This window comes from Klebsiella sp. CSG-1 (genome assembly GCF_056521145.1).
The window spans coordinates 248,967-273,605 of record NZ_JBWNLD010000003.1 but is presented as its reverse complement, the minus strand read 5'-3'; the positions used below and the strand labels follow the sequence as shown (position 1 = coordinate 273,605).

At 56.9% G+C, this 24,639-nt stretch carries 21 protein-coding genes and 1 tRNA gene; 14 read left to right on the top strand and 8 right to left on the bottom strand.

From position 1 onward, the window contains the following. The first annotated feature begins 3 nt into the window (after positions 1–3). The 4 genes from AC007G_RS09360 to yejF are packed head-to-tail and all read left to right on the top strand — an operon-like array spanning position 4 to position 5,535. Entirely contained in the window at positions 4–1,815 is a 1,812-nt protein-coding gene (locus AC007G_RS09360) for an ABC transporter substrate-binding protein (protein WP_475697934.1), read from the top strand. A 9-nt stretch (positions 1,816–1,824) separates the two neighbouring features. Next, entirely contained in the window at positions 1,825–2,919 is a 1,095-nt protein-coding gene (locus tag AC007G_RS09355; protein ID WP_032686688.1) for a microcin C ABC transporter permease YejB, read from the top strand. Beyond that, positions 2,919–3,944, top strand: coding sequence for a microcin C ABC transporter permease (locus tag AC007G_RS09350; RefSeq protein WP_142630007.1), 1,026 nt, complete (start codon positions 2,919–2,921; stop codon positions 3,942–3,944). Before AC007G_RS09355 ends, AC007G_RS09350 begins: the two co-directional genes overlap by 1 nt. Position 3,945: 1 nt before the next feature. Then, positions 3,946–5,535, top strand: a complete 1,590-nt coding sequence (gene yejF, locus AC007G_RS09345; protein WP_142630008.1) for a microcin C ABC transporter ATP-binding protein YejF — start codon at positions 3,946–3,948, stop codon at positions 5,533–5,535. A gap of 3 nt (positions 5,536–5,538) precedes the next feature. Here the strand turns inward: yejF and AC007G_RS09340 are convergent, their stop codons facing one another. The 3 genes from AC007G_RS09340 to rsuA all read right to left on the bottom strand — a co-directional run bounded on the left by AC007G_RS09340 (position 5,539) and on the right by rsuA (position 8,129). Next, the gene (locus AC007G_RS09340; RefSeq protein WP_004864837.1) at positions 5,539–5,883 is read right to left on the bottom strand and encodes a YejG family protein; all 345 of its coding nucleotides are present in this window, start codon (positions 5,881–5,883) and stop codon (positions 5,539–5,541) included. Between the two features lie 333 nt (positions 5,884–6,216). Beyond that, positions 6,217–7,413 carry a Bcr/CflA family multidrug efflux MFS transporter gene (locus tag AC007G_RS09335; protein ID WP_032686684.1) on the bottom strand — a complete coding sequence of 399 codons (1,197 nt, stop codon included), beginning with the start codon at positions 7,411–7,413 and terminating at the stop codon, positions 6,217–6,219. Further along, positions 7,410–8,129, bottom strand: coding sequence for a 16S rRNA pseudouridine(516) synthase RsuA (gene rsuA / locus AC007G_RS09330; protein WP_004864842.1), 720 nt, complete (start codon positions 8,127–8,129; stop codon positions 7,410–7,412). The genes AC007G_RS09335 and rsuA overlap by 4 nt, the downstream gene beginning before the upstream one ends. Positions 8,130–8,276: 147 nt before the next feature. Here rsuA and radD point away from each other — a divergent pair, with 147 nt between their 5' ends. Both radD and rplY read left to right on the top strand, forming a co-directional pair. Continuing rightward, complete coding sequence (gene radD / locus AC007G_RS09325; RefSeq protein ID WP_032686683.1) at positions 8,277–10,034, top strand: DNA repair helicase RadD; 1,758 nt, start codon at positions 8,277–8,279, stop codon at positions 10,032–10,034. 137 nt (positions 10,035–10,171) lie between these two features. Beyond that, positions 10,172–10,456, top strand: a complete 285-nt coding sequence (gene rplY / locus AC007G_RS09320; RefSeq protein WP_004864846.1) for a 50S ribosomal protein L25 — start codon at positions 10,172–10,174, stop codon at positions 10,454–10,456. A gap of 56 nt (positions 10,457–10,512) precedes the next feature. Here rplY and AC007G_RS09315 read toward each other — a convergent pair whose 3' ends face one another. Beyond that, positions 10,513–11,403 (bottom strand): LysR family transcriptional regulator, encoded by an 891-nt coding sequence (locus AC007G_RS09315; protein ID WP_032699099.1) that lies wholly within the window; start codon positions 11,401–11,403, stop codon positions 10,513–10,515. A 105-nt stretch (positions 11,404–11,508) separates the two neighbouring features. Between AC007G_RS09315 and AC007G_RS09310 the strand changes: the two genes are divergently transcribed. Further along, positions 11,509–12,822 carry a serine hydrolase domain-containing protein gene (locus tag AC007G_RS09310; protein WP_032686681.1) on the top strand — a complete coding sequence of 438 codons (1,314 nt, stop codon included), beginning with the start codon at positions 11,509–11,511 and terminating at the stop codon, positions 12,820–12,822. Here the strand turns inward: AC007G_RS09310 and AC007G_RS09305 are convergent. Then, on the bottom strand, positions 12,819–13,439 hold the full coding sequence (locus AC007G_RS09305; protein WP_047663325.1) for an NUDIX hydrolase: 621 nt from the start codon (positions 13,437–13,439) through the stop codon (positions 12,819–12,821). The two genes, AC007G_RS09310 and AC007G_RS09305, sit on opposite strands and share 4 nt — an antisense overlap. An 81-nt stretch (positions 13,440–13,520) precedes the next feature. On the opposite strand from AC007G_RS09305, the gene AC007G_RS09300 reads away from it, so the two are divergent. Further along, a complete protein-coding gene (locus tag AC007G_RS09300; RefSeq protein WP_032686679.1) occupies positions 13,521–14,285 on the top strand; it encodes a DeoR/GlpR family DNA-binding transcription regulator in 765 nt (254 codons plus the stop codon). Positions 14,286–14,348: 63 nt separating this feature from the next. On the opposite strand, the gene yejK is transcribed toward AC007G_RS09300, so the two are convergent. Beyond that, the gene (gene yejK, locus AC007G_RS09295) at positions 14,349–15,356 is read right to left on the bottom strand and encodes a nucleoid-associated protein YejK (protein WP_032686678.1); all 1,008 of its coding nucleotides are present in this window, start codon (positions 15,354–15,356) and stop codon (positions 14,349–14,351) included. Between the two features lie 189 nt (positions 15,357–15,545). Between yejK and AC007G_RS09290 the strand changes: the two genes are divergently transcribed. The 5 genes from AC007G_RS09290 to eco all read left to right on the top strand — a co-directional run bounded on the left by AC007G_RS09290 (position 15,546) and on the right by eco (position 19,899). Then, positions 15,546–15,773 carry a YejL family protein gene (locus AC007G_RS09290; protein ID WP_032686767.1) on the top strand — a complete coding sequence of 76 codons (228 nt, stop codon included), beginning with the start codon at positions 15,546–15,548 and terminating at the stop codon, positions 15,771–15,773. 19 nt (positions 15,774–15,792) lie between these two features. Beyond that, positions 15,793–17,553, top strand: a complete 1,761-nt coding sequence (yejM, locus tag AC007G_RS09285; protein ID WP_032686677.1) for an LPS biosynthesis-modulating metalloenzyme YejM — start codon at positions 15,793–15,795, stop codon at positions 17,551–17,553. 77 nt (positions 17,554–17,630) lie between these two features. Next, a tRNA-Pro gene (locus tag AC007G_RS09280) sits at positions 17,631–17,707 on the top strand. A gap of 233 nt (positions 17,708–17,940) precedes the next feature. Continuing rightward, positions 17,941–19,050, top strand: coding sequence for an AI-2E family transporter (locus AC007G_RS09275; protein ID WP_032686676.1), 1,110 nt, complete (start codon positions 17,941–17,943; stop codon positions 19,048–19,050). 357 nt (positions 19,051–19,407) lie between these two features. Continuing rightward, positions 19,408–19,899: a serine protease inhibitor ecotin gene (eco, locus tag AC007G_RS09270; protein WP_032686675.1), complete on the top strand. Its 492-nt coding sequence runs from the start codon at positions 19,408–19,410 to the stop codon at positions 19,897–19,899. 52 nt (positions 19,900–19,951) lie between these two features. On the opposite strand, the gene mqo is transcribed toward eco, so the two are convergent. Beyond that, a complete protein-coding gene (gene mqo / locus AC007G_RS09265; RefSeq protein ID WP_015583824.1) occupies positions 19,952–21,583 on the bottom strand; it encodes a malate dehydrogenase (quinone) in 1,632 nt (543 codons plus the stop codon). Positions 21,584–21,855: 272 nt separating this feature from the next. Here mqo and AC007G_RS09260 point away from each other — a divergent pair, with 272 nt between their 5' ends. Further along, entirely contained in the window at positions 21,856–23,103 is a 1,248-nt protein-coding gene (locus AC007G_RS09260; protein ID WP_032686674.1) for a SulP family inorganic anion transporter, read from the top strand. On the opposite strand, the gene mgtE is transcribed toward AC007G_RS09260, so the two are convergent. Next, a complete protein-coding gene (mgtE, locus tag AC007G_RS09255; protein WP_032686673.1) occupies positions 23,066–24,502 on the bottom strand; it encodes a magnesium transporter in 1,437 nt (478 codons plus the stop codon). The genes AC007G_RS09260 and mgtE overlap by 38 nt on opposite strands. Positions 24,503–24,639 lie beyond the last annotated feature (137 nt).

Below are 24,639 nucleotides of genomic sequence, written 5' to 3'. Positions count from 1 at the left end.
GCTATGTTTGCGCGTGTCTGCCTGATATTACTGACCCTGTTCAGCCTGAATAGTCAGGCGCAAACCATAACCATAAAAGAGGGCAGCACTTTTGCCATCATTGGCGAACCGAAATACGCCGTCGGCTTTGACCATTTTGATTATGCCAATCCCAGTGCCCTGAAAGGGGGAACAATAGTCAACGCCAGCATTGGCACCTTCGATAACTTCAACCGCTATGCGCTGCGCGGCAACCCGGGAGTACGTACCGACGCTCTGTACGACACGCTGTTCACCACCTCCGATGATGAACCGGGCAGCTATTATCCGCTCATTGCCGCACACACGCGCTACGCCGATGATTTCTCGTGGATGGAGATAACCCTCAATCCGCACGCCCGTTTTCATGATGGCAGCCCGATTACCGCCGGCGATGTCGCCTTCACGTTCCACAAATTTATGACCGAAGGGGTACCGCAGTTCCGCTTGTTCTACAAGGGGACCCGCGTCGAGGCCATTGCGCCGCGCACCGTGCGCATTACGCTGGCGCAGCCTGGCAAGGAGAACATGCTGAGTCTGCTCTCCCTGCCGGTGATGCCTGAGGCATTCTGGCGCAACCATAAGCTCAGCGACCCGCTTTCCACCCCGCCGCTGGCCAGCGGCCCCTATCGAATTACCGACTGGCGGATGGGTCAGTACATCATCTACTCGCGGGTGAAGGACTACTGGGCGGCCGATCTGCCGGTGAACCGCGGGCGCTGGAATTTCGACACGCTGCGCTACGACTACTACCTTGACGATAATGTCGCCTTTGAAGCCTTTAAGGCCGGCGCCGTCGACCGACGCGCAGAGACGATGGCCAAAAACTGGTCGACCCGCTATGTCGGACGCAATTTTACCCACGGCTATATTGTCAAAGATGAGTACCCGAACACCTCGGCGCAGGATACCCAATGGCTGGCGTTTAATATCCAGCGCCCGGTGTTTAACGACCGCCAGGTCCGGGAAGCCATCACCCTCGCCTTTGATTTCGAGTGGATGAACAAGGCGCTGTTTTATGGCGCCTACAGCCGGGCCAGCAGCTACTTTCAGAATACCGAATATGCGGCGCGTCACGCGCCCGATGCCGAAGAGCTCGCTCTGCTGACGCCAATGAAGGCCGATCTGCCGCCGGAGGTTTTCACCTCCGTCTATCAGCCGCCACGATCCCGCGGCGATGGGTTCGATCGCACAAATTTGCTGCAGGCGGATGCGTTGCTTAAGCAGGCGGGCTGGGTGCTGAAAAACCAACGTCGAATCAACGCCGTCACCGGCAAGCCGCTGCGCTTTGAACTGCTGCTGCCTTCCGGGGGCAACGATCGCTGGGTGCTGCCGTTCCAGCATAATCTCCAGCGCCTCGGTATTACGATGGATATTCGCCAGGTCGATAATTCACAGTACAGTAACCGCCGACGCAGTCGTGACTACGATATGATGCCCATCGTCTGGCGCGCGACGCCCTGGCCCGGAACCGACCTGCAAATCTCCTGGGATTCGTCATATATTCACTCCAGCTACAATGCGCCCGGGGTTCAGAGTCCGGTGGTGGACAAACTGATTGCGCAGATCATCCGCTGGCAGGGGAATAAGCAAAAGCTCCTGCCCCTGGGGCGCGCGCTGGACCGGGTGCTGACCTGGAACTATTACATGCTGCCGATGTGGTATATGGCGCAGGACAGGACGGCGTACTGGGATAAATTCTCCTTCCCGCAGACCCGTCCCGTCTACTCATCCGGATTTGATACCTGGTGGTATGACGTGAACAAAGCGGCAAAACTACCCGCGGACAAACGGTAAGGAATAACGATGGGCGCATACCTGATCCGCCGGCTGTTGCTGATAATCCCCACGCTGTGGGCGATCATTACGATCAACTTTTTCATTGTCCAGATAGCCCCGGGCGGCCCGGTCGATCAGGCCATCGCCGCCATTGAGTTCGGCAACCGTGGCGGCTTACCGGGCGCCGGAGAAAGCGGTATGGCTGCCAGCCATGCCCGGACCGGCGTCGGCAACATCAGCGAAGGCCATTATCGCGGCGGGCGCGGTCTCGATCCGGAAGTGATTGCCGAAATCACCCACCGCTACGGCTTTGATAAACCGCTCCACGAACGCTACCTGAAAATGCTCGGCGACTATCTGCGCTTCGATTTTGGCGACAGCCTGTTTCGCAGCGCGTCAGTCTTGCAGCTGATCAAAAACAGCATGCCGGTCTCCATCACCCTGGGGCTGTGGAGCACGCTGATTATCTATCTGGTCTCGATTCCGCTCGGCATCCGCAAAGCCGTCCATAACGGCAGCCAGTTTGATATCTGGAGCAGTACGCTGATCATTATTGGCTACGCCATCCCGGCCTTTCTGTTCGCCATTATTCTGATCGTGCTCTTCGCGGGGGGCAGCTATCTGGATCTGTTTCCGCTGCGCGGGCTGGTGTCAGCTAATTTCGATAGCCTGACGTGGTATCAGAAGGTTCTCGACTATCTCTGGCACATTACGCTGCCGGTGCTGGCGACGGTCATCGGCGGCTTTGCGGCGCTCACCATGCTGACCAAGAACAGCTTTCTTGACGAGATCCGCAAGCAGTATGTCGTGACCGCACGCGCCAAAGGGGTGGGCGAAAAGCATATTTTATGGGGCCATGTTTTTCGCAATGCCATGCTGCTGGTGATCGCCGGTTTCCCGGCGATGTTTATCAGTATGTTTTTCACCGGTTCCTTGCTGATTGAAGTGATGTTTTCCCTCAACGGCCTGGGACTGCTGGGCTATGAGGCGACCGTTTCCCGTGATTACCCGGTGATGTTCGGCACGCTGTATATTTTTACCCTGATCGGCCTGCTGCTGAATATTGTCAGCGATATCTGCTACACGCTGGTCGATCCGCGTATTGATTTTGAGGGCCGCTGATGTCTTTTCTGAGTCCCGTTAATCAGGCCCGCTGGGCGCGTTTTCGTCACAACCGCCGCGGCTATCTGTCGCTGTGGCTGTTTATGATTCTTTTCGTGTTCAGCCTGTGCGCCGAGCTGATTGCCAACGACCGCCCGCTGCTGGTGCAGTATCGCGGCAGCCTGTACGTTCCGGCATTGAAAAATTATAGCGAGACGACCTTTGGCGGCCCGTTTGCTACCGCCGCCGACTACCAGGATCCGTGGCTGCAAAAGCAGCTGGATGATAACGGCTGGATACTGTGGGCGCCGATCCGATTTGGCGCCACCACCATCGACTTCACCACCCAAACGCCCTTCCCTTCTCCCCCCTCGACGAGAAACTGGCTGGGTACCGATGCCAACGGCGGCGACGTGCTGGCCCGTATTTTATACGGCACGCGAATATCGATTCTGTTCGGCCTGCTGCTGACCTTTTTCTCCAGCGTACTGGGGGTACTGGCGGGTGCCATTCAGGGGTACTACGGCGGCAAGATTGACCTGTGGGGTCAGCGATTTATTGAGGTGTGGTCAGGCATGCCAACCCTGTTCCTGATTATTTTACTCTCCAGTGTCGTCCAGCCGGGCTTCTGGTGGCTGCTGGCCATTACGGTACTGTTCGGCTGGATGGCGCTGGTCGGCGTCGTGCGGGCGGAATTCCTGCGCACCCGTAACTATGACTATATTCGCGCGGCGCAGGCGCTGGGGGTCAGCGATCGGCATATTATCCTGCGCCATATGCTGCCCAACGCCATGGTCGCCACTCTGACCTTCCTGCCGTTTATTCTGTGCAGCTCTATCACTACCCTGACTTCCCTCGATTTTCTCGGCTTCGGCCTGCCGCTCGGTTCGCCATCGCTTGGCGAACTGCTGCTGCAGGGGAAAAACAATCTGCAGGCGCCGTGGCTGGGCATCGCCGCCTTTCTGTCGGTCGCGGTGCTGTTATCGTTGTTAATTTTCATTGGTGAAGCCGTCCGCGACGCCTTCGACCCCGGTAAGGCGGTATAACATGACGCAGCCTTTGTTAGAGATAGACAACCTCTCCATCGCCTTCCGCCAGCAGGGGAAAACGCATACCGTCGTCAGCGAGCTCTCCCTGAATATTGGCGCCGGGGAAACCCTGGCGCTGGTGGGGGAATCCGGCTCCGGTAAAAGCGTCACCGCGCTCTCGGTGCTGCGGCTGCTCCCCTCTCCGCCGGTCTGCTACCCCGGCGGAGACATTCGCTTTCACGGCCAGTCGCTGCTTCACGCCGATGAGCGCACGCTGAGTCAGGTGCGCGGTAATCGGATCGCGATGATTTTTCAGGAGCCGATGGTGTCGCTCAATCCCCTGCATACGCTGGAAAAGCAGCTGTATGAAGTGCTGTCTTTGCATCGCGGCATGCGCAAAGAGGCCGCGCGAGGTGAGATCCTTAACTGCCTGGAGCGGGTCGGTATCCGTCATGCCGTACGCCGGCTGGCGGACTACCCGCATCAGTTTTCCGGCGGCGAACGCCAGCGGATCATGATTGCCATGGCGCTGCTCACCCGTCCAGAGCTGCTGATTGCCGACGAACCCACTACCGCCCTGGACGTGACCGTACAGGCGCAAATCCTGCAGCTGTTACGCGAGCTGAAAAATGAACTGAATATGGGGCTGCTGTTTATTACCCATAACTTAAGCATTGTCCGCCAGCTCGCTGACCGCGTGGCGGTGATGCAAAACGGTCGCTGCGTCGAACAAAACGCCTGTCGGGCGCTTTTTGCCGCCCCCGAACACCCTTATACCCGTCGTCTGCTGGACAGCGAACCCGCCGGCAGGCCGGTGCCGCTGGCCACCGATGCGCCGCTGCTGCTGAAGGCCGTCGATCTGAGCGTCGCCTTCCCGGTGCGCAAAGGGTTCCTCCGCCGGGTAGTGGATCATAACCGGGTGGTCAACGCGCTCAATTTCCAGCTGCGCGCGGGGGAAACCCTGGGCCTGGTGGGCGAGTCGGGATCGGGCAAAAGCACCACCGGGCTGGCCCTGCTGCGCCTGATTGCCTCGCAAGGGACGATCGCCTTTGAGGGGCAGGCGCTGCAGGGACGTAGCCGTCGGCAAATGCTGCCGCTGCGCCGCCAGATGCAGATAGTCTTCCAGGATCCCAACTCGTCGCTGAATCCCCGGTTGAACGTGCTACAGATTATTGAAGAGGGTCTGCGCGTCCACCAGCCAACGCTAACGTCGGCCGCGCGTGAACAAGCGGTGATACAGGCGATGCAGGAGGTGGGGCTCGATCCGCAAACGCGGCATCGCTATCCGGCTGAGTTTTCCGGTGGCCAGCGTCAGCGTATTGCGATTGCCCGGGCGCTGATCGTGAAACCTCAGCTCATCGTGCTGGATGAGCCCACGTCGTCGCTGGACAAGACTGTCCAGGCGCAAATACTGGCTTTGCTGAAAGCGTTACAGCAAAAATATCGGCTGGCCTATATTTTTATCAGCCATGATTTACGCGTAGTGCGGACGTTGTGTCATCAGGTGATGGTGTTACGGCAGGGAGAAGTCGTCGAGCAGGGGGAGTGCGAACGCGTTTTTACCGCTCCACAGCAGGAATATACCCGCCAGCTTCTGGCGCTGGGCTGACGGTCAGAATGGGTTGTGGCCAGAGAACGGTTCGGCAATCGCCACGCCGAAATTTTTCAGTCGACAGGTTGCCGCAAACTCGTCCTGTAAATTCACAAACAGGCACGGCTCCCCTTCACACTCAACGATGGAGCAATCGACTTCGATGTCGCTGAGGGCCTGGCTGAGCTTATGCATCACCGGCCACGCTTTCTCTCCGTCCGGGCTGAGTAGCTTCAGCGCAACGAGGCTGTTTTCACTCTCGGCGCCGTTTTGCGGAATCGGTTCAACTCTTGAACCCGCAAAACCGGCCAGCCAGCGATAGCTCTGCGGCAGACGGTGTACGATAGAGAGTTGCTGTGTATTCACTTAGTTTCCCCGGAAGCAAAATGCTTCACAATAAATTTACATCAATATTAACACATCGTTGACAAATAGTCCTGCATCAGCATAGAAAACGTTTACACCCGCGTCACGCCAGGGTTAACGACTTATAATCCAGAACCTTATAGTTTCGCTGCGGAAACAGATCGGGGCTATATGTACCCGTTTCTGTGATCCAAAACAACTTTTTTATCGCAACAATGCGACTTTTTACACTAATTGATTTTACATAAAAGAAACAAATTACAGAACCGGGAAGCCCATCGCGGTTGATGTGCATCAAAAAAGGGGCGGAAATCGCCCCTTGTGGCAGGTATTTTAGTGCGCGGTTTTACGTCGCCGACTGGCGTAGAGGTAAAAAAGGATGGAACTGCTGGCGCAAAATGCGATCGAAATCAGCATCGGCCAGGCGGTAGTAAAGGTGGCCATGGACAGCAGCGCGCCAATAATCGCCCCGATGCCAAAGCGGAAGGTCCCCGCCAGCGATGAGGCGGTGCCCGCCATATGCGGAAACTCGTCCAGAATGACCGCCATCGCGTTGGAGGAGACCATCGAAACGCAGCCGACAAACGCGGCAACGCCGACCACCAGCGCCCAGAATCCGACATCCAGCAGCGCGCAGACCACCATCCATACCGCCATCACAAACTGAATCCACAGCCCGGCGCGGAACATATTCAGCGCCCCGACCCGTCGGACAAAGCGGCTGTTAATGATGGTCATGATGAACAAGAAGACGATGTTCAGCGCAAAATAGTAACCAAAGTGCTGCGGCGAAACGTGGTTGATATTGATGTAGACAAACGGCCCGGCGCTCAGGAAGGAGAACATCCCGGCAAAGCTGAAGCCACTCGCCAGCATATAGCTCAGCACCCGCTTATGCCGGAACAAGGTCGCAAAGTTACCCAGCGTGGTGCGCAGACTAAATTTTTGTCGCCGTTCAACCGGCAGCGTTTCGCTGATGAAAAAAGCAATCATCGCCGAGGCCAGCAGCGCCGCCAGCGCGAGAATCCAGAAGATCGCGTGCCAGCTGAACCACACCAGCACGGCGCCCCCTACCATCGGCGCAACCAGCGGCGCGATAGTGGTGACCAGCATGACGAACGACATCATCCGCGAAAACTCTTCTTTCGGATAGATATCGCGCATCAGGGCGTTGATGACCACGCTCGCCGCCGCAGCCGCCAGACCGTGGAAGAAGCGCATGGTAATCAGCATGTCGATAGTCTGCGACAGCGCGCAGGCCACCGCAGCCGCGGCGAAAATCAGCGTTCCTCCGAGGATCACCGGCTTACGGCCGATGCTGTCGGCCATCGGGCCATACAGCAGCTGACCGAAAGCAAAGCCCAGAATATAGGTACTGAGCGTCATCTGCGCACTGCCGTCCGGCACATTAAACTGCGCCGAAATCACCGGCAGCGCCGGGAGATACATATCAATCGACAGTGGCATCAACATGGCCAGCAGGCCAAGAATAAACACAATCCCCAGTGAAGAATTCTGCTTTGCCGTCACGTTTTACTCCGTGCATGCTGGAGGCCAACGCTGGCTATCTCGTCTTCCGTCAGCGGGCGGTATTCGCCAGGCTCCAGAGATTCATCCAGCATGATGTCGCCAATACGTTCACGATGCAGGCCGACGACGTGATTACCCACCGCCGCGAACATGCGTTTCACCTGATGGTAGCGCCCTTCGCTTATCGTTAAGCGCACTTCCGTTGGCGTCAGCACTTCCAGACGCGCAGGTTTCGTCAGATCCTTTTCATTGTGCAGCTGAACGCCTTTCGCAAACTGTTCAGCCGTTTGCTCATCCACCGGGTTTTCCAGCGTCACCAGATAGGTTTTCTCACAGTGATGGCGCGGAGAAGTGATGCGGTGCGACCACTGCCCGTCATCGGTCATCAGCACCAGTCCGGTGGTGTCGATATCCAGTCGACCTGCGGCATGCAGCTTATGCGCGACCGGGACATCCAGGAAATAGAGAATCGTTGGATGATCCGGATCGTCCGTGGAGCAGACGTACCCCTGCGGCTTGTTGAGCATAAAGTAGCGCGGGCCGTTCTGCTGGGTCAGCGTATTGCCGTCATACTCCACGTCGTGCTCTGGCTGGAGCTTAAACGACGCATCTTTGACGATTTCGCCGTCTACGAGAACGCGGCTGCTGCGGATTTCACGCCCGGCAATAGCCCGACTGACGCCAAGTTGCTGAGCGATAAACTTATCAAGTCGCATGAGATTTTTTTAGCCTGTAATAATGCTGGAGCGGGCAAACGCCCGAAAAAGAAGAAGTTCGCTGGCTAGTATAACGGGCTCTTAACGCCACTCAAGGGAAAAGATTCGTGGCATACTATTTGCGAGTTAATTAACGCCAGTATAGCCATGACTTTTACATTACGTCCCTACCAAAAAGAGGCCGTCGACGCCACGCTCGCCTGGTTTCGTCGCCATCATGAACCGGCCGCCATCGTCCTGCCAACCGGCGCAGGTAAAAGCCTGGTCATCGCCGAACTGGCGCGTCTGGCGCGCGGCCGCGTTCTGGTGCTGGCGCACGTCAAGGAGCTGGTCGCGCAAAACCACGCCAAGTATTGTGCGCTTGGGCTGGAGGCGGATATTTTTGCTGCCGGCCTGAAACGCAAAGAGAGCCACGGCAAGGTGGTTTTCGGCAGCGTGCAATCGGTAGCCCGTAACCTTGAACAGTTTCAGGCCGAGTTTTCACTGCTGATCGTCGATGAATGCCACCGCATCAGCGACGATGATGACAGCCAGTACCAGCAAATTATCAGCCATTTGCAACAGGTCAATCCGCAGCTGCGTCTGCTCGGGTTGACCGCCACGCCGTTCCGCCTCGGCAAGGGCTGGATCTACCAGTTTCATTATCATGGTATGGTTCGCGGTGATGAGAAGGCGTTGTTCCGCGACTGTATTTACGAGCTGCCGCTGCGCTATATGATCAAGCACGGGTATCTGACGCCTCCGGAGCGGCTGGATATGCCGGTCGTACAGTACGATTTCAGCCGCCTTCAGCCGCAGAGCAACGGGCTGTTTAGCGAAGCGGACCTGAACCTTGAGCTAAAAAAGCAGCAGCGCATTACGCCGCATATCGTCAGCCAGATCGTCGAATTTGCCCAGACGCGCAAGGGAGTGATGATTTTCGCCTCCACGGTAGAACACGCGAGGGAGATTACCGGCCTGCTGCCCGCCGGCGAGGCGGAGCTGATTACCGGTGACACGCCCGGTCCGCAGCGCGATCGCATCATCGAAGCATTTAAGGCGCAGCAGTATCGTTATCTGGTGAACGTGGCGGTGCTCACCACCGGGTTTGATGCCCCGCATGTCGATCTGATCGCCATCCTGCGTCCCACGGAGTCGGTCAGCCTGTATCAGCAAATTGTCGGCCGCGGCCTGCGTCTGGCGCCGGGGAAAACCGACTGCCTGATTCTCGACTATGCCGGAAATCCTCACGATCTCTATGCGCCAGAGGTGGGCTCGCCGAAGGGCAAGAGCGATAACGTCCCCGTACAGGTATTCTGTCCGGCCTGTGGCTTTGCCAATACCTTCTGGGGAAAGACCACCGCCGACGGTACGCTGATTGAACACTTTGGCCGCCGCTGCCAGGGCTGGTTTGAAGATGACGACGGTCATCGTGAACAGTGCGATTTTCGTTTTCGTTTTAAAAACTGTCCGCAGTGCAATGCGGAAAATGATATTGCCGCCCGCCGCTGCCGCGAGTGCGACACGATTCTGGTCGACCCCGACGATATGCTGAAGGCCGCGCTGAAGCTCAAAGACGCGCTGGTGCTGCGCTGCAGCGGTATGGACCTGCAGCACGGTGGCGACGATAAAGGCCCGTGGCTGAAAATCACCTATTACGATGAGGACGGCGCCGATGTCAGCGAGCGCTTCCGCCTGCAGACGCCGGCCCAGCGGACCGCGTTTGAGCAGCTGTTTATCCGCCCGCATACCCGCACGCCGGGCGTGCCGCTGCGCTGGATAACCCCTGCCGACATTGTTGCCCAGCAGCCTCTGTTGCGTCATCCGGACTTTGTCGTCGCGCGCATGAAAGGCCAGTACTGGCAGGTCAGGGAAAAAGTCTTCGACTATCAAGGCCGCTTCCGTCGGGCAAACGAACTGCGTTAATCAGCGCCGCGCCTGAGGTTTTCATTGCCGTCAACGCCATAGGTGGATATAATGCCGCCCGCTTTTGCATTCGCAAAGCAGATCATCTGCCTGCTGCTGGGTCGCCTGTAGCAGGATTTAAATATAGAGAGACATCAATGTTTACTATCAACGCAGAAGTACGTAAAGAGCAGGGTAAGGGTGCGAGCCGCCGCCTGCGTGCAGCTAACAAATTCCCGGCCATCATTTATGGCGGTGAAGCTACTCCGGTAGCAATCGAGCTGGACCAGGACAAACTGTGGAACATTCAGAGCAAAGCTGAGTTCTACGGTGAAGTTCTGACCATCGTTATCGATGGCAAAGAAGAAAAAGTAAAAGTTCAGGCTGTTCAGCGTCACGCGTTCAAGCCAAAACTGACTCACATCGACTTCGTTCGCGCTTAATCGCGATAGCAAGTTGAGTGGCAAACGCCCCGGCCCGCAAGGTCCGGGGCGTTTTGTTATGCGTCTTGTTTCCATAGCAAAGGCGCAAAATCAACCACCTCTCCCAGCGTCGGATGCTTGTTCATTCCCGGCTGCCACAGCATTACCATCGTGACATTCAGCCCCTGGGTACCGACTTCGGTGTCAATCTCCTCCACCCCTTGCCAGTCGACCGCCTGAAAATGGTCAGGTAAGAATCCCCACCCCTGCCCCTGCTGCAGCGCATGGCGCAATAACGCTTTCTCATTCATGTACAGCGTGTGTCCCGAGATTTGCACCCGGCGGGCAATTTGCTCGTCTGCACGGCGATGCATCACCAGCTGTGGCACCAGCGACAGATTGAGCAGAGTCAGCGGACGCGCGCAGTCAGCAAACAGGCGCTCCGTCGCATAAAAGCGCAGATCGACGGTTCCCAACGCTCGCCATTCCATTTCGCTACCGAGAGTCCGGTTATTGGCCTGGCAAATAGCCAGATCGGCCTGCCCGTCGGCCAGCGCCTGCTCCGCCTCGCGACGCGATGCGCTCCAGCAGCTCATTCGCAGCTGACGTCGGGCAAGGTGGTCTGCCAGCGCGCAGAGAAAGGGGCGCGGGACAAACGGATCGTACACCACCCGCAGCTCCTGCCCCGCCGTGCGCGGCAGAGTCTGCGCAAATGACTCAAAGGCCTGCGCCTGGCGCAGGAGTAGATGCGCCTGGCGAAACAGTTGTTCCCCTTCGGCGGTTAACGCCAGGCTCCGCCCTTCGCGCAGGAACAGCGCATATCCCAGCGCATCTTCCAGATAATCCAGCAGATCGCGCAGCGTGGTACGGTCCTTTCCGAGCCGAATCGCCGCCCGTGAGAGACTCCCGGTTTCCGCGATGGTGGCAAAGGCTTCAATCTGGGCAAATGAGTAATGCAGCGTTTTCATCCCGAGGTTTCCTTTGGGGGAAAATCCCCCATCGGCTGATTTTAGCCTGCCGAAGGCGATTTATATACTGCAGGCCTGGTTGTTATGGCTAATAAGGAATCTCTGATGACAAAGATAAAAAAAACCACACCGCTGGCCCTGGCGCTGATGTTCGCGCTTTGCCCTACCGTCAGCATGGCGCAAACCCCGTCACCGCAGTCCTGCGGCGGAGTGATGCTGGATGTCTGCCCGACGCCTTTTGATCCCGTGCTGCCCGCCACAAAAGATATGCTCAACTGGGATCAATCTGCCCGGGTTATCGGCTTTCGCAACGACTACCGTAACTATGCCGGCGATGTCTTCCGTCACGGTAGCGCCACGCCGCTGTCGCCATCAGATAAGCCGCTGACCGACGTCAGCTACACGGTAAACGGCCAGACATGGAACCTGCAGGATTACCTGAAGCGCCAGAACGTTACCGGTTTTCTGGTACTCAAAGAGGGTAAAATTGCCTACAAATATCTCGGCGCAGGCAACACCGACACCACGCTGTGGACCTCCCGCTCGGTAGGTAAAGCGGTGGTCTCCACCTTAGTCGGTATGGCGATTCAGCAAGGTAAAATCCATTCGCTTAATGACCGGGTCACCGATTACGAGCCCGACCTGAAAGGCACCGCCTGGGATGATGTCACCCTTAAGCAGCTGATTCAGCACACCTCCGGCGTCGAGTGGAATGAAGATTACACCAATCCACAATCCCATTTCGCCCGCCTGACCCAGTGTGAGGCCCATCCGGGCGCCTACGCATGCGTGCGCAAGATCGTGGCTTCCCTGAAGCGTACGCATCCCGCCGGCGAGCAGTGGTCCTACTCATCAGGGGGCGCATGGCTATTGGGGGATGTGGTGGAGCGGGCCACCGGAATGCCGCTTGCCGCATGGCTGGAGCAGGCCCTGTGGCAACCCGCCGGAATGGCGCATGACGGCGTCTGGCACGCTTATCAGCAGGGTAAACATGACGTCGGGGCGCATGGCTTTAACGCCACGCTGGAAGACTGGGGTCGTTTCGGCGAGTTTGTCGCCCGGGATGGACGCCTGGCCAACGGCCAACGACGGGTGCCTGAAGGCTGGTTTGACCAATCCTCCGCCTGGACTCAGGCGCAGAAATCAGTCTCCCCGGCACACCCGGAAGGCATTTACGGCTATCAATGGTGGAATAACGCGATTCCGGCCAACGCGCAGCACGTCGACCCTACCGCTCGCCAGGGGCTGAAAGGTTCGCTGTGGGCGCTGGGTATCTATGGCCAGGTGATTATGGTCAACCGCGCGGAACATCTGGTGATCGTGCAGTGGTCAACCTGGCCGCAGGCCGAACCTTCGTTTAACGCCCAACCGCTGGAAGCCGCGCTGATGTACAGCGCTATCGCTCGCAAGCTGCGCTAAGGGTTATCGCGCCTTGTTTCATCCTGAGCAAGGCGCGATGAAACCGTGAGGGCCAGGTGTTGCAGGAGCATAATGGTTTTGGCATCCACAATTTCCCCCTCGCGTATCGCTTGTAACGCCCGGGCCAGTGGCCACTCCAGCACTTCAATATCCTCCCCTTCCGCCGCCAGCCCGCCGCCTTCGCTGCGGCGATCGTCCGCCGAATATTCGGCAATGAAAAAGTAGAGTTTTTCGGTAACCGACCCCGGACTCATGTAGGCAGTAAAAACCGGTTCAATACCGGTGACGCGAAAGCCGGTCTCTTCTTCCGCCTCGGCGATAATGCGCTCTTCCGGCGACGCATTATCCAGCAGTCCGGCAGCCGCCTCGATCAAAAAACCATCATGACCGTTAATCCACACCGGAAAACGAAACTGGCGAATAAGCACGACGGTTTGCTTTACCCGGTTATAGAGCAGAATCACCGCGCCGTTGCCGCGATCGTAGGCCTCACGGCTCTGCTCCTGCCAACGGCCATCCCGTCGCAGCAATTCAAAAGTGTATTTTTTTAACGTATACCAGTTATCGGACAGCAGCGTTTCACGCACGTGGCGAACGCGGGATGTATCGCAGGACATATTTTTCTCCTGATAAGATGACAGCGGCCACGATAACATGCAAAATAACGCACAAACAAGATCAAACGTGAAGGAAAAAATATGTTTGCCAGCCAACGAAAACAGCAAATACTGCAGATTCTGGCCGTCGAAAAACAGGTAATGTCCGGTGAGCTTAGCCAGCGGTTTAACGTCTCTGAAGACTCTATCCGCCGGGATTTACGCGAGCTGGCGGGGGAAGGCAAGCTGCAGCGGGTCCACGGCGGGGCGCTGCCGGTTTCGGCGGCCATCGCGCCGATCGAAACAAGAAAAAACGTGCAAATCGCCTCGAAGCAGGCCATTGCCCGCCGGGCGGCGGCCCTGATCCAGCCGGGTCAGGTGGTGATTATCGATGGCGGGACCACCACAGAAGAAATGGTCCGCTGTCTGCCGGCTGATTTAGCCTGCACCATCGTGACCCATAGCCCCGGTATTGCCGTCGCGCTGGTGGAGCGGCCGTTGATTGAGGTTATTCTTATCGGCGGGCGGCTGTTTAAACATTCGGTGGTCACCGTCGGCGCCAGCGCGCTGGAAGGTATTGCGCGGATCAATGCCGATCTGTTTTTTATGGGCGTGACCGGGGTGCATGACCGCGCTGGTTTCACTACCGGTGATTATGAAGAGGCGGCTATCAAGCGGGCGCTCGCCGCGCGGGCAGCGGAAACCATTGTGATGGCGTCGCAGGAAAAACTGAACTCGGCATCGGCGTTTGCCATCGGCGAGTTAAGCCTTGCCAGTACCCTGATTATCGATGGTTTGCTGGATGAGGCCCTGCAGGCGAAGCTGACCCAGCACGGGATCGAGACGATCCGCGCCGATGCAGAGTAAGAACGCCGCAGGCCGACGATGGCCCGGGCAGCAGCCCCGGCCTTCACCGGGGCTGGCGGAGAATCAGCTACCGCCGGAAGTCCGACGCTGCAGCTGATCGCGCAGGTTAGGCGGCGTACCTTTGATGGTCAGCGTATCCGTTGCCGGATCCCAGAACACCCGCTCGCCCAGCAGCATGGCATCAAAGTTGATCGTTAACCCGCCGCCGCTGCCGGCAAACTTGGTCAACTGACGCAGCGTGCTGCGATCCGCCGGGAAGCTCTCTTCCAGCTCATACCCCTGTTCCGCGGTAAATTGCTGGAAGCTCTTCTCGCTGACGCCGGCCAGCTCTTTGGATAAAGATTCCAGCTCAATCTCTTCTCCCGCCTGCAGCTGCTCGTTGCAATAAGCATAGACCTGCTGACGAACGTTCTGCCGTTCGGACTTATCGAGCTGAGCATCGGAGGCGAAATCATCGACCGCCTGGAGCAGGCCACGGTTCTGCGCTTTCGCGTTCAGCCCTTCGCTGGCGCCAAGGAAGTCCATAAAGAAATCAGCCACTTTACGCCCGACCCGGCCTTTGAGGAAGGTCAGGTAGCGGGTCGACTCCGGATTGGTTTCCCATTCAGTTAAGTCAATTCGCGCCACAATATCGGCATGATTGATATCCAGATAGTGGGTCGAGCTGATATCCAGATCTTCATTAACGCGCATACTGCTCAGGTTGTTCAGCACCGCCACCAGCAGGTACTCTACCGCCAGATACCGATACTGACAGAACAGCACGATACCGCCTTCTGCGAAAGGATACTTCGCCAGTTCGTCACGCAGACGGCCGGTTGCCGCCCGGCTGAACGGGAGAAAGTCTTCCTCGCCCTGACGCTGCAGGCGAAGGGCCTGCGCCAGCTCGCTCTCCTGGTTAAACAGACCGTAGGCCTTGTTTTTAGCGCTGTAGACACGATGCAGCTCGGCCATCATTTCCACGACCGTCGCATTCGGCTCCAGTAAGGAATCGCGCAGCACCAGTTCGAGGTTTTGTTCATCACGTTTAATTAACTGATGCAGGGCAATCTGGTCGATATCCAGACTCATGTTAAACTCTCCTTTTAGACCGGCCGGTATTCAACCACCGCCGGGACGGCGACGCAACCGCCGCGTGACTCTTCGACGAACTGAGACTCGCGATCCTGCGCGCTTTTGCGCCGTGGCGAAAAAATGCGGAAAAAAAGCTGCTGCTACGGTAATATGTTGCCCTTTCACGAACAAACAGATTTTGAGTTTATGCCGCAATTATCCCGCTATAGTGATGAACACGTCGAACAGCTGCTTAGCGAGCTGAGCAACGTGCTGGAAACACACAAAGCCCCCGTTGACCTTTCACTGATGGTGCTAGGCAATATGGTGACTAACCTGATCAATAGTAGCGTCGCGCCGGCGCAGCGTCAGGCGATCGCCCGTTCTTTTGCCCAGGCTCTGCAGTCTTCAATCAACGACGACCCGGCGCACTAAGGATAACCAACAACTGTATATGGTGACTCTTCGTCAGCCCTACCGAGAAAAAATCTCCCAGATGGTCAGCTGGGGGCACTGGTTCGCCCTGTTCAACATGTTGTTGGCCATGGTGCTCGGCAGCCGCTATCTTTTTGTCGCCGACTGGCCCACGACTCTGGGCGGACGTATTTTCTCGTATGTCAGCCTCGTGGGTCACTTCAGTTTTCTGGTATTTACCAGCTATGTCCTGATTCTCTTCCCGCTGACCTTTATCGTCATATCGCAGCGATTGATGCGCTTCCTGTCGGTCATTCTGGCGACCGCGGGCATGACGCTCCTGCTGATCGATAGCGAAGTCTTTACCCGTTTCCACCTGCATCTTAACCCGATTGTCTGGGAACTGGTCATCAACCCTGACCAGAATGAGATGGCGCGCGACTGGCAGCTGATGTTTATCAGCGTGCCGATTATCTTCCTGCTGGAAATGCTGTTTGCGACCTGGAGCTGGCAGAAGCTGCGCAGCCTGACGCGTCGCCGCCACTACGCCCGGCCTGTCGCCTGGTTTTTCTTTCTCTCTTTTATCAGCAGCCACCTGATTTATATCTGGGCGGATGCGAATTTCTATCGCCCGATCACCATGCAACGGGCGAATCTGCCGCTCTCCTATCCGATGACGGCCCGCCGTTTCCTTGAGAAACATGGCCTGCTCGATGCCCAGGATTACCAGCGTCGGCTGGTAGAACAGGGGGCGCCGGAAGCCGTCTCCGTTGAGTATCCGCTGAGCAACCTGCGCTATCGCGATCTGGGGGCTGGCTACAACGTTCTGCTCATTACCGTCGATAACCTGAACTATTCACGGTTTGAGAAAAATATGCCGGAACTGGCCCGTTTCGCACAAGAGAATGTCAACTTTACCCAGCATATGAGCTCCGGTAACACTACCGATAGCGGTATGTTTGGCCTGTTCTACGGGATTTCGCCGGGCTATATGGATGGCGTGCTGTCGGCCCGCATTCCGGCCGCGTTGATTACGGCCTTTAACCAGCAGGGATATCAGCTGGGGCTGTTCTCCTCCGATGGCTTCAGCAGCCCGCTCTATCGCCAGGCGCTGCTGTCCGATTTCTCGCTGCCAAATGAGAAAACGCAAAGCGATGAGCAAACGGCGGACCAGTGGATTGGCTGGCTCAATCGCTATGCGCAGGATGAAAACCGCTGGTTCTCATGGATTTCGTTGAACGGCACCACGCTGGACAACAGTCAGCAGCAAAACTTCGCGCGTCGCTACAGTCGTGCGGCGGGAGATGTTGATAGTCAAATCAGCCGGGTACTGAGCGCCCTGAGCGATGCCGGAAAACTGGATAACACCGTGGTGATTATCACCGCCGCTCACGGTATGCCGTTGAATCCGCAGCGCGGTAAGTTTGACTGGTCCCGGGAGCAGCTGCAGGTGCCGCTGGTTATTCACTGGCCAGGAATTCCGGCGCAGAACATCGCGACGCTGACCAGCAACAAAGATGTGATGACCACGCTGATGCAGCGCCTGCTGCACGTCTCCACGCCTGCCAACGAATATTCGCAGGGTGAAGACCTGTTCAGCCCCGCGCGTCGCCGGGCCTGGGTGACGGCAGCCAACGGCGATACGCTGGCGGTCACGTCGCCAGAGGTGACCGTGGTGCTGAACCACAACGGTACCTACAGCACCTGGAACAGCGATGGCAAAAAGATTGATAACCGCAAACCTCAGCTCAGCCTGCTGCTGCAGATCCTGACTGACGAAAAACGCTTTATCGCTAACTGATTGATTAATTATGAATCAATCAGCCGTTCCCCGGCTTGCATTCGGTCGGGGAACGGGTAATATTGTCCTCCATACATCGGCACGTAGCGCAGCCTGGTAGCGCACCGTCATGGGGTGTCGGGGGTCGGAGGTTCAAATCCTCTCGTGCCGACCAAATCATTCACCGGTAGGTTATCTTAACCACCGGTAACCCCTTAAGAACCCGCATCCTCTCTGAGCCTGCGGGTTTTTTAATGCCCGAATCCGCCCCACCGACACGGTCGCGGTCCGCGCTCGAATCCATCCCCGTTTCCGTGCTGCCGATGAACAAACTCCGACCTTACTGATTGTAAAACGAAGAATAGCTTCTATTATTCGTCGTACTTGCCTGACACCGGAACAATTAATATGAGAGTTAATGGACTTACGAAGGGATTTTTTATCCTGATTTTGCTGATGGTCAGCCTCGCCTTTTTTAATGTTCTTTCGCCTTATTATTCAGCCATACTGTGGGCCGCGATTCTGTCGGTCATCTTCAACCCGGTAAAGAACAAATTGCGGGCTCGCCTCGGTGAGCGCAATGACCTGGCATCGTTGTTGACCGTGGTGATTATCTGCCTGATTGTTTTCACGCCGCTGGCGATCATCATTTCATCGCTGGCGTTCGAGCTAAACCTGGTTTACACCCGACTTCAGCATAATGACACCCAGTTTCCGGTGGTGGTGGCAAACCTGTTTGCCCATCTGCCCGAGTGGGCCAGAAGCTTTCTCTCCGAACATAACCTTGACAGCGCAGAGCAGATTCAGAAACAGCTCTCTGACGCCGCCCTGAAAGGTGGGCAATATCTGGCCGGTAGCGCGTTCCTGATTGGTAAAGGGACATTCGGCTTTACCGTGAGCTTCGGCATCATGCTGTATCTGCTGTTTTTCCTGCTCAAAGATGGCCCCTATCTGGTCATGCTCATCCTTGAGTCCCTGCCGCTGTCTAACTACGTTAAGCAGCATCTGTTTGCCAAATTTGCCGCCGTATCACGGGCAACCGTAAAAGGTACCGTCGCCGTCGCCCTCGCCCAGGGGATACTTGGCGGTATCGCATTTTCTATCGCCGGCCTCGACGGCAGCATTTTGTGGGGCGCCATCATGGCGTTTCTGTCGCTGATTCCGGCGATCGGTTCCGCCATAGTCTGGGTACCGGCGGCTATCTTCCTGTTTGCCACCGATCAGCTATGGCAAGGGGCGTTTATCGTGGGCTTCTTCGTGATTGTGATAGGCCTGGTGGATAATATTCTGCGCCCGCTGCTGGTGGGCAAAGACACCAAAATGCCGGACTATCTGATTTTGATTGCCACCCTCGGCGGCATGGAGATTTACGGTATTAATGGCTTTGTCATCGGGCCGCTGATCGCCGCCCTGTTTATCGCCTGCTGGAATCTGTTATCGGGGCGCGAACACGCGGGCAACACCGACGAAATAGATGAAGAGTTCATCGAGGAAGGGAAAGTCAGTCGCGATGAGTAAGCATCGGGGGGAGCATTTCGCTTCCCCCTTCTGTTTCCATTCATGTCCCTGATAACGCCTCCTCATTCGCGGGTATGGGCCGGTCAGAGTGGAATCATTGCACCTGAAAGCGTCTTCGCTTGCTGATGATTATTAACGCCGGATTACCGGCCGCAGTTGGCGGCAATATCCCGTCAAGGATACCGCAAGAACCTTTCGCTCAGAGCGTGAATATGGGTAGTGAATACTTGCACACCATCAAGAAAAGTCAGTCAATAAGACCAGAATATATGAAAATAATGGTAAATTATTCTTACCATTACGCAAAAGAGTGCTAGTCTTTTGCCGTTAAAGATCGATAACAAAGGATGATGAATCGTGAATAAAATCTCTACGCTTGCTGTTTCTTTGCTGGCCGTTGCCTGTGTTTCCACCAGCGCGCTGGCCGCTGAACAGCCTCTGGAAAAGGTCGCCCCCTATCCGAAGGCGGAAAAAGGCATGAAGCGTCAGGTGATTCAGCTGCCGCAGCAGCAGGACGAATCCGCATTTAAAGTCGAACTGATGATCGGCCAGACCCTTGAGGTTGACTGCAACCGCCATCGCCTCGGCGGCCAACTGGAAAGCAAAACGCTGGAAGGCTGGGGCTACGATTACTACGTTTTTGATAAAGTAACCGGACCGGTTTCAACCATGATGGCCTGCCCGGACGGCAAAAAAGAGCGTAAATTTGTGCTGGCAGGGTTAGGTGATGATGCGATGCTGCGCTACAACAGCAAGCTGCCAATCGTGGTCTACACGCCAGATAACGTCGAAGTGAAATACCGAATCTGGAAAGCAGACGAAACCATCGGTAATGCCGTTGTACGCTAACGCGAAGCGATAAACAGTCACTCTCCGGCGGCATCAGCCGCCGGATGTCGTTCTATAGCGCAATATCCGCCATAGGTTTGTCACCGGACAGCGGCTTCAGCTCCGCAAGCGGGACCTGATCAACCACCGCGACTGGCTCGTAATGCAGCTGCAGCACTTCACTGGTCCACGCCAGCGCCTGTTCAATCGCCGCCGGATTACCGTCCAGACGCAGACCGTAGGACGGAACGATCTCTTTCAGTTTCGCCTGCCAGGCGGCCGACTGCACCTTCTCTTTAAAGACCTTCTCCATCAGCTGTAGCATGATAGGCGCCGCCGTCGATGCTCCCGGAGAGGCTCCCAGCAGCGCTGCAACGGTACCTTCGTCATCGCTGACCACTTCCGTGCCCAGACGGAGTACACCCTTCTTGCCGTTGCGTTTGATAATCTGTACGCGCTGGCCAGCCTGCCACAAGCGCCAGTCCTCTTTATTCGCTTCCGGATAGTATTCGCGCAGCGCCTCGTGGCGATCGTTATCTTTCTGCATCACCTGGCTAATCAGGTATTTCACCAGATCGAAGTTATCCAGACCAACATTGAGCATCGGCAGAATATTCGAGGTGTTGGTTGATGCCAGCAGATCCCACAGCGAGCCGTTTTTCAGGAAGCGGGTCGAGAAGGTCGCGAACGGTCCGAACAGCACCACGCGCTTACCATCGATAATCCGCGTATCGATATGCGGGACCGACATAGGCGGCGCGCCCACTTCGGCCTGGCCATACACTTTCGCCAGATGATGGTTCACCACCTCCGGGTTTTCGCACACCAGGAACTGACCGCCCACCGGGAAGCCCGCGTACTCTTTCGCCTGAGGAATGCCGGTTTCCTGAAGCAGCGTCAGCGCGGCACCGCCGGCGCCAATAAAGATAAATTTGGCTTTAATAACGCGCTTCTGGCGACGATTATCGGCATCGGCCAGGGTCACCGTCCAGCTCTTGTCCGCGTTGCGCTTAAAGCGACGCACAACGGTGCCAAGCTGCAAAGAGAAGTTATCATGGGTCTGCAGTCCGGCAATCAGCTGGCGGGTGATTTCCCCGTAGTTGACGTCGGTTCCGACTTCGGTGCGGGTCGCGGCCACTTTTTGCTGCGGATCGCGCCCTTCCATCACCAGCGGCGCCCACTCTTTGATCTGCTGATGATCTTCAGAATAGCGAATCCCGCGGAACAACTCACTCTGCTGCAGCGCCGCGTAACGTGCGCGCAGGAAATTCACATTGTCTTCGCCCCACACAAAGCTCATGTGCGGCACGCTGTTAATAAATGATTTCGGCTTACTGAGTATGCCGCGTGTCACCTGGTGAGCCCAAAATTGCCGGGAGATGTGGAAGGATTCATTGATATCGACCGCTTTGTCGATATTAATCCCGCTGGCGGTTTGTGGCGTGTAGTTCAGCTCCATCAAAGCCGCATGGCCGGTACCCGCATTGTTCCAGCCGTTCGAGCTCTCTTCAGCCACGCTGGACATCTGCTCGACCATGGTAATAGACCAGTCCGGCTCAAGTTCCTGAAGCCAGGTTCCCAACGTGGCGCTCATGATGCCGCCGCCAATCAACAATACATCCGTCTCTTGCTCATGGCGGGTGTTGGTCCGAGGTGTATTTGAACCAACAGCCGGTGAGCTGGGTACGGCCATCTTTTTCTTCATCGGATTTGAGCCTTACTTTACTCGCTTTTGGATTTAGCGCAGGTGAAACGATTATCGGGAATCAAGGTAACACCGAAGATCAAAAAATTAAATATTGTTTAAAATTTAAGTTGAGTTTTGAGATCTGTTATAAAAATGTTTAATAAATGTGTACGCTAAATCATATTTTGTACTGGTATATGTCACGTCCACGCGCTATCATCCCCTGTTTTGTGACAGACCGCACACAAGCTCAGGCTCGTGGCTCCGGTTTATCTACCAGCGAAACGCTTATGCATCAGGCCACCAACCACGTACCACCCTCTTCGAACGGCGCTCTTCGCCATGTATTACGCTCGCCCTCGCTGCTGACCCGCGAAGCGCTGGCTGGCGTACTCACCGCGCTGGCCCTGATTCCAGAGGTTATCTCCTTCTCCGTGATTGCCGGGGTTGACCCGAAAGTCAGCCTGATTGCGTCCGTTGTGCTCTGCCTGGCGATGTCGGTTCTTGGCGGCAGACCGGCCATGGTCACCGCTGCGGCGGGGTCGGTGGCGCTGGTGATTGGCCCTATGGTGCATCAGCACGGCGTCGGCTATATCCTGCCCGCTGTCATTTTGGCTGGTATTATTCAAATTTTGTTTGGGTTGTGCGGCATGGCCCGTCTGATGCGGTTTATTCCGCAATCGGTGATGACCGGTTTTGTGAATGCGCTGGGAATACTGATCTTCTTTGCCCAGCTGCCGCATTTCTGGAGCACACGGCCGCTGATCATCGGCCTGTTCGTGCTGACGCTGCTGATTGTGCTGTGGGCGCCGCGCTATATCAAAGCCATCCCTTCGCCGCTAATCGCTATCATCCTGCTGACCTTGTTTACCGTCACCACCGGCCAGCTGCTGCCCACCGTCGGTGATGAAGGCAGCATGAGCGGCGGACTGCCCGGATTTACCGCTCTGCGGGTACCGCTCGATCTGCACACGCTGAACATTATCTGGCCCTGCGCATTGAGTATCGCCTTCGTTGGGCTGCTGGAGTCGCTGCTGACGGCTAAACTCGTGGATGATCTGACCCACACGCCATCCAGCAAAGCGCGCGAGAGTACCGGGCTGGGCATCGCCAATATTCTCGCCGGACTCTACGGCGGTATCGCCGGCTGCGCCATGATCGGGCAGACCATCGTTAACGTCGAAATGGGCAAGGGCCGAAGCCGCGTCTCAACCGTTGCGGCAGGCCTTGTACTGCTGCTGCTGGTGACCGCGCTGAGTGAAGTGATGGCTAAAATTCCGATGGTGGTGTTGGCCGGAGTGATGGTGATTGTGGCGGCAAAAACCTTCAGCTGGCATAGCATTCGTCCGGCGGAAGTGGCGCGTCATCCGTGGCCGGAGACGCTGGTCATGCTGGCGACCGTCGGCGCGACGGTCGGAACCAGCAATCTGGCCATTGGCGTTCTGGCCGGACTGGCAGTGATGGCGCTGATTCCCCGTCGCCTGCGCAGCAGGCCGGCGCTTACATCAGAAATATCGTCGCCAGACCGAGAAAAATAAAGAAGCCGCCGGTGTCGGTAATCGCGGTGATCATCACGCTGGAGCCGACCGCCGGATCGCGCCCCAGCTTGACCATCACCATCGGGATAATCACCCCCATCATCGCGGCCATCAGCAGATTCAGCATCATCGCCAGCGTCATCACGCCGCCCAGCTGCGGGTCCTGATACAGCCACCAGGTGATCGCTCCCATGATCCCGCCCCACACCAGGCCGTTAATCAGCGCGACGCCCATCTCGCGCATGATCAGAAACGAAAAGCTGCCGGGCTGGATGTGCTGTAACGCCATAGCGCGCACGATCATGGTGATCGTCTGATTACCGGTATTGCCGCCGATCCCGGCGACGATCGGCATCAGCGAGGCAAGCGCCACCAGCTGTGAAATAGTGTGTTCAAACCCGTCAATCACCCGCGAGGCGATAAAGGCGGTGCACAGATTAACCGCCAGCCAAGCCCAGCGGGTCTTCACCGCTTTACTGACCGGCGCAAAGACATCCTCTTCGCTGCTCAGGCCGCCCATGCCGCGCAGATCGCTGTCCGTCTCTTCATAGACGACGTCAACGATCTCATCGATGGTCAGACGCCCCATCAGCTTCCCTTCCGCATCAATCACCGCGGCGCTGATCAAGTCGTCACGCTCAAAGGTACGCGCCACCTTTTCAGCCTCTTCATGCGGCTGGAAGGTGACCGGGTCCCCTTCCATGACGTCGCCGACCCGTTTTTGCGCATCATTGAGCAGAATCGTTTGCAGCTGAAGCTCACCCAGCAGAAGCTTATTGCGGGTGGTCACAAACAGCTTATCGGTGTTCTCCGGCATTTTGCCCAGCCGCCGCAGGTAGCGCTGTACCGCCGCCAGCGTCATTTCCGGACGCACGACAATCACTTCGAACTCCATGATTGCCCCGACGGTATTGTCGGCGTAGCGCATAATCTGGCGGACGCGCGCGCGCTTTTCCGGCGGCATCGTCGCCAGTAAGCGGCCGGTCAGGTTACGCGGCAGGTGCTGAACCAGATAGACCTGTTCGTCGATATCCAGGGTTTGCAGCGCGTCGAGCAGCTCGTGGTCGCTCATCTTATCGATGAGATCGCCCCAGACGTTTTCCGATGCCTCGAGCAGCACCTCGCCGCGTTTGTCGTTGCTGACCAGCTGCCAGAGCGCATTACGCCCGTCGTACGGCAGCGCTTCGAGGGCATCGGCAAGGTCCGGCGGCGGCAGGTGAGAAACCAGCACCTCGACCTCCGCCAGATCGTCTGCCAGCGTACCGTCGTCATAGCGTTCAGCGAGAGTGAGTTTTCCCAGCAGCGCCGAGGTCACGGCTTTATCGGTGGTCAGCAGCCAGATAAGACGGGCACGCTCTTCATCACGTAATCTGGCACTTTTTTTATGCGAAACGGACATCGGTCAGGCAATCCTTTTGAGAACATGTGGCAGGCCAGGAGCCATAAGCATAGCGCGGGGAGGGAGAAAAAATAACCGTCGCCCCGTTCAGGCGGCGGAAAAATCAACAACCGCGCCGCCGGCGAGCCGGGCGACGC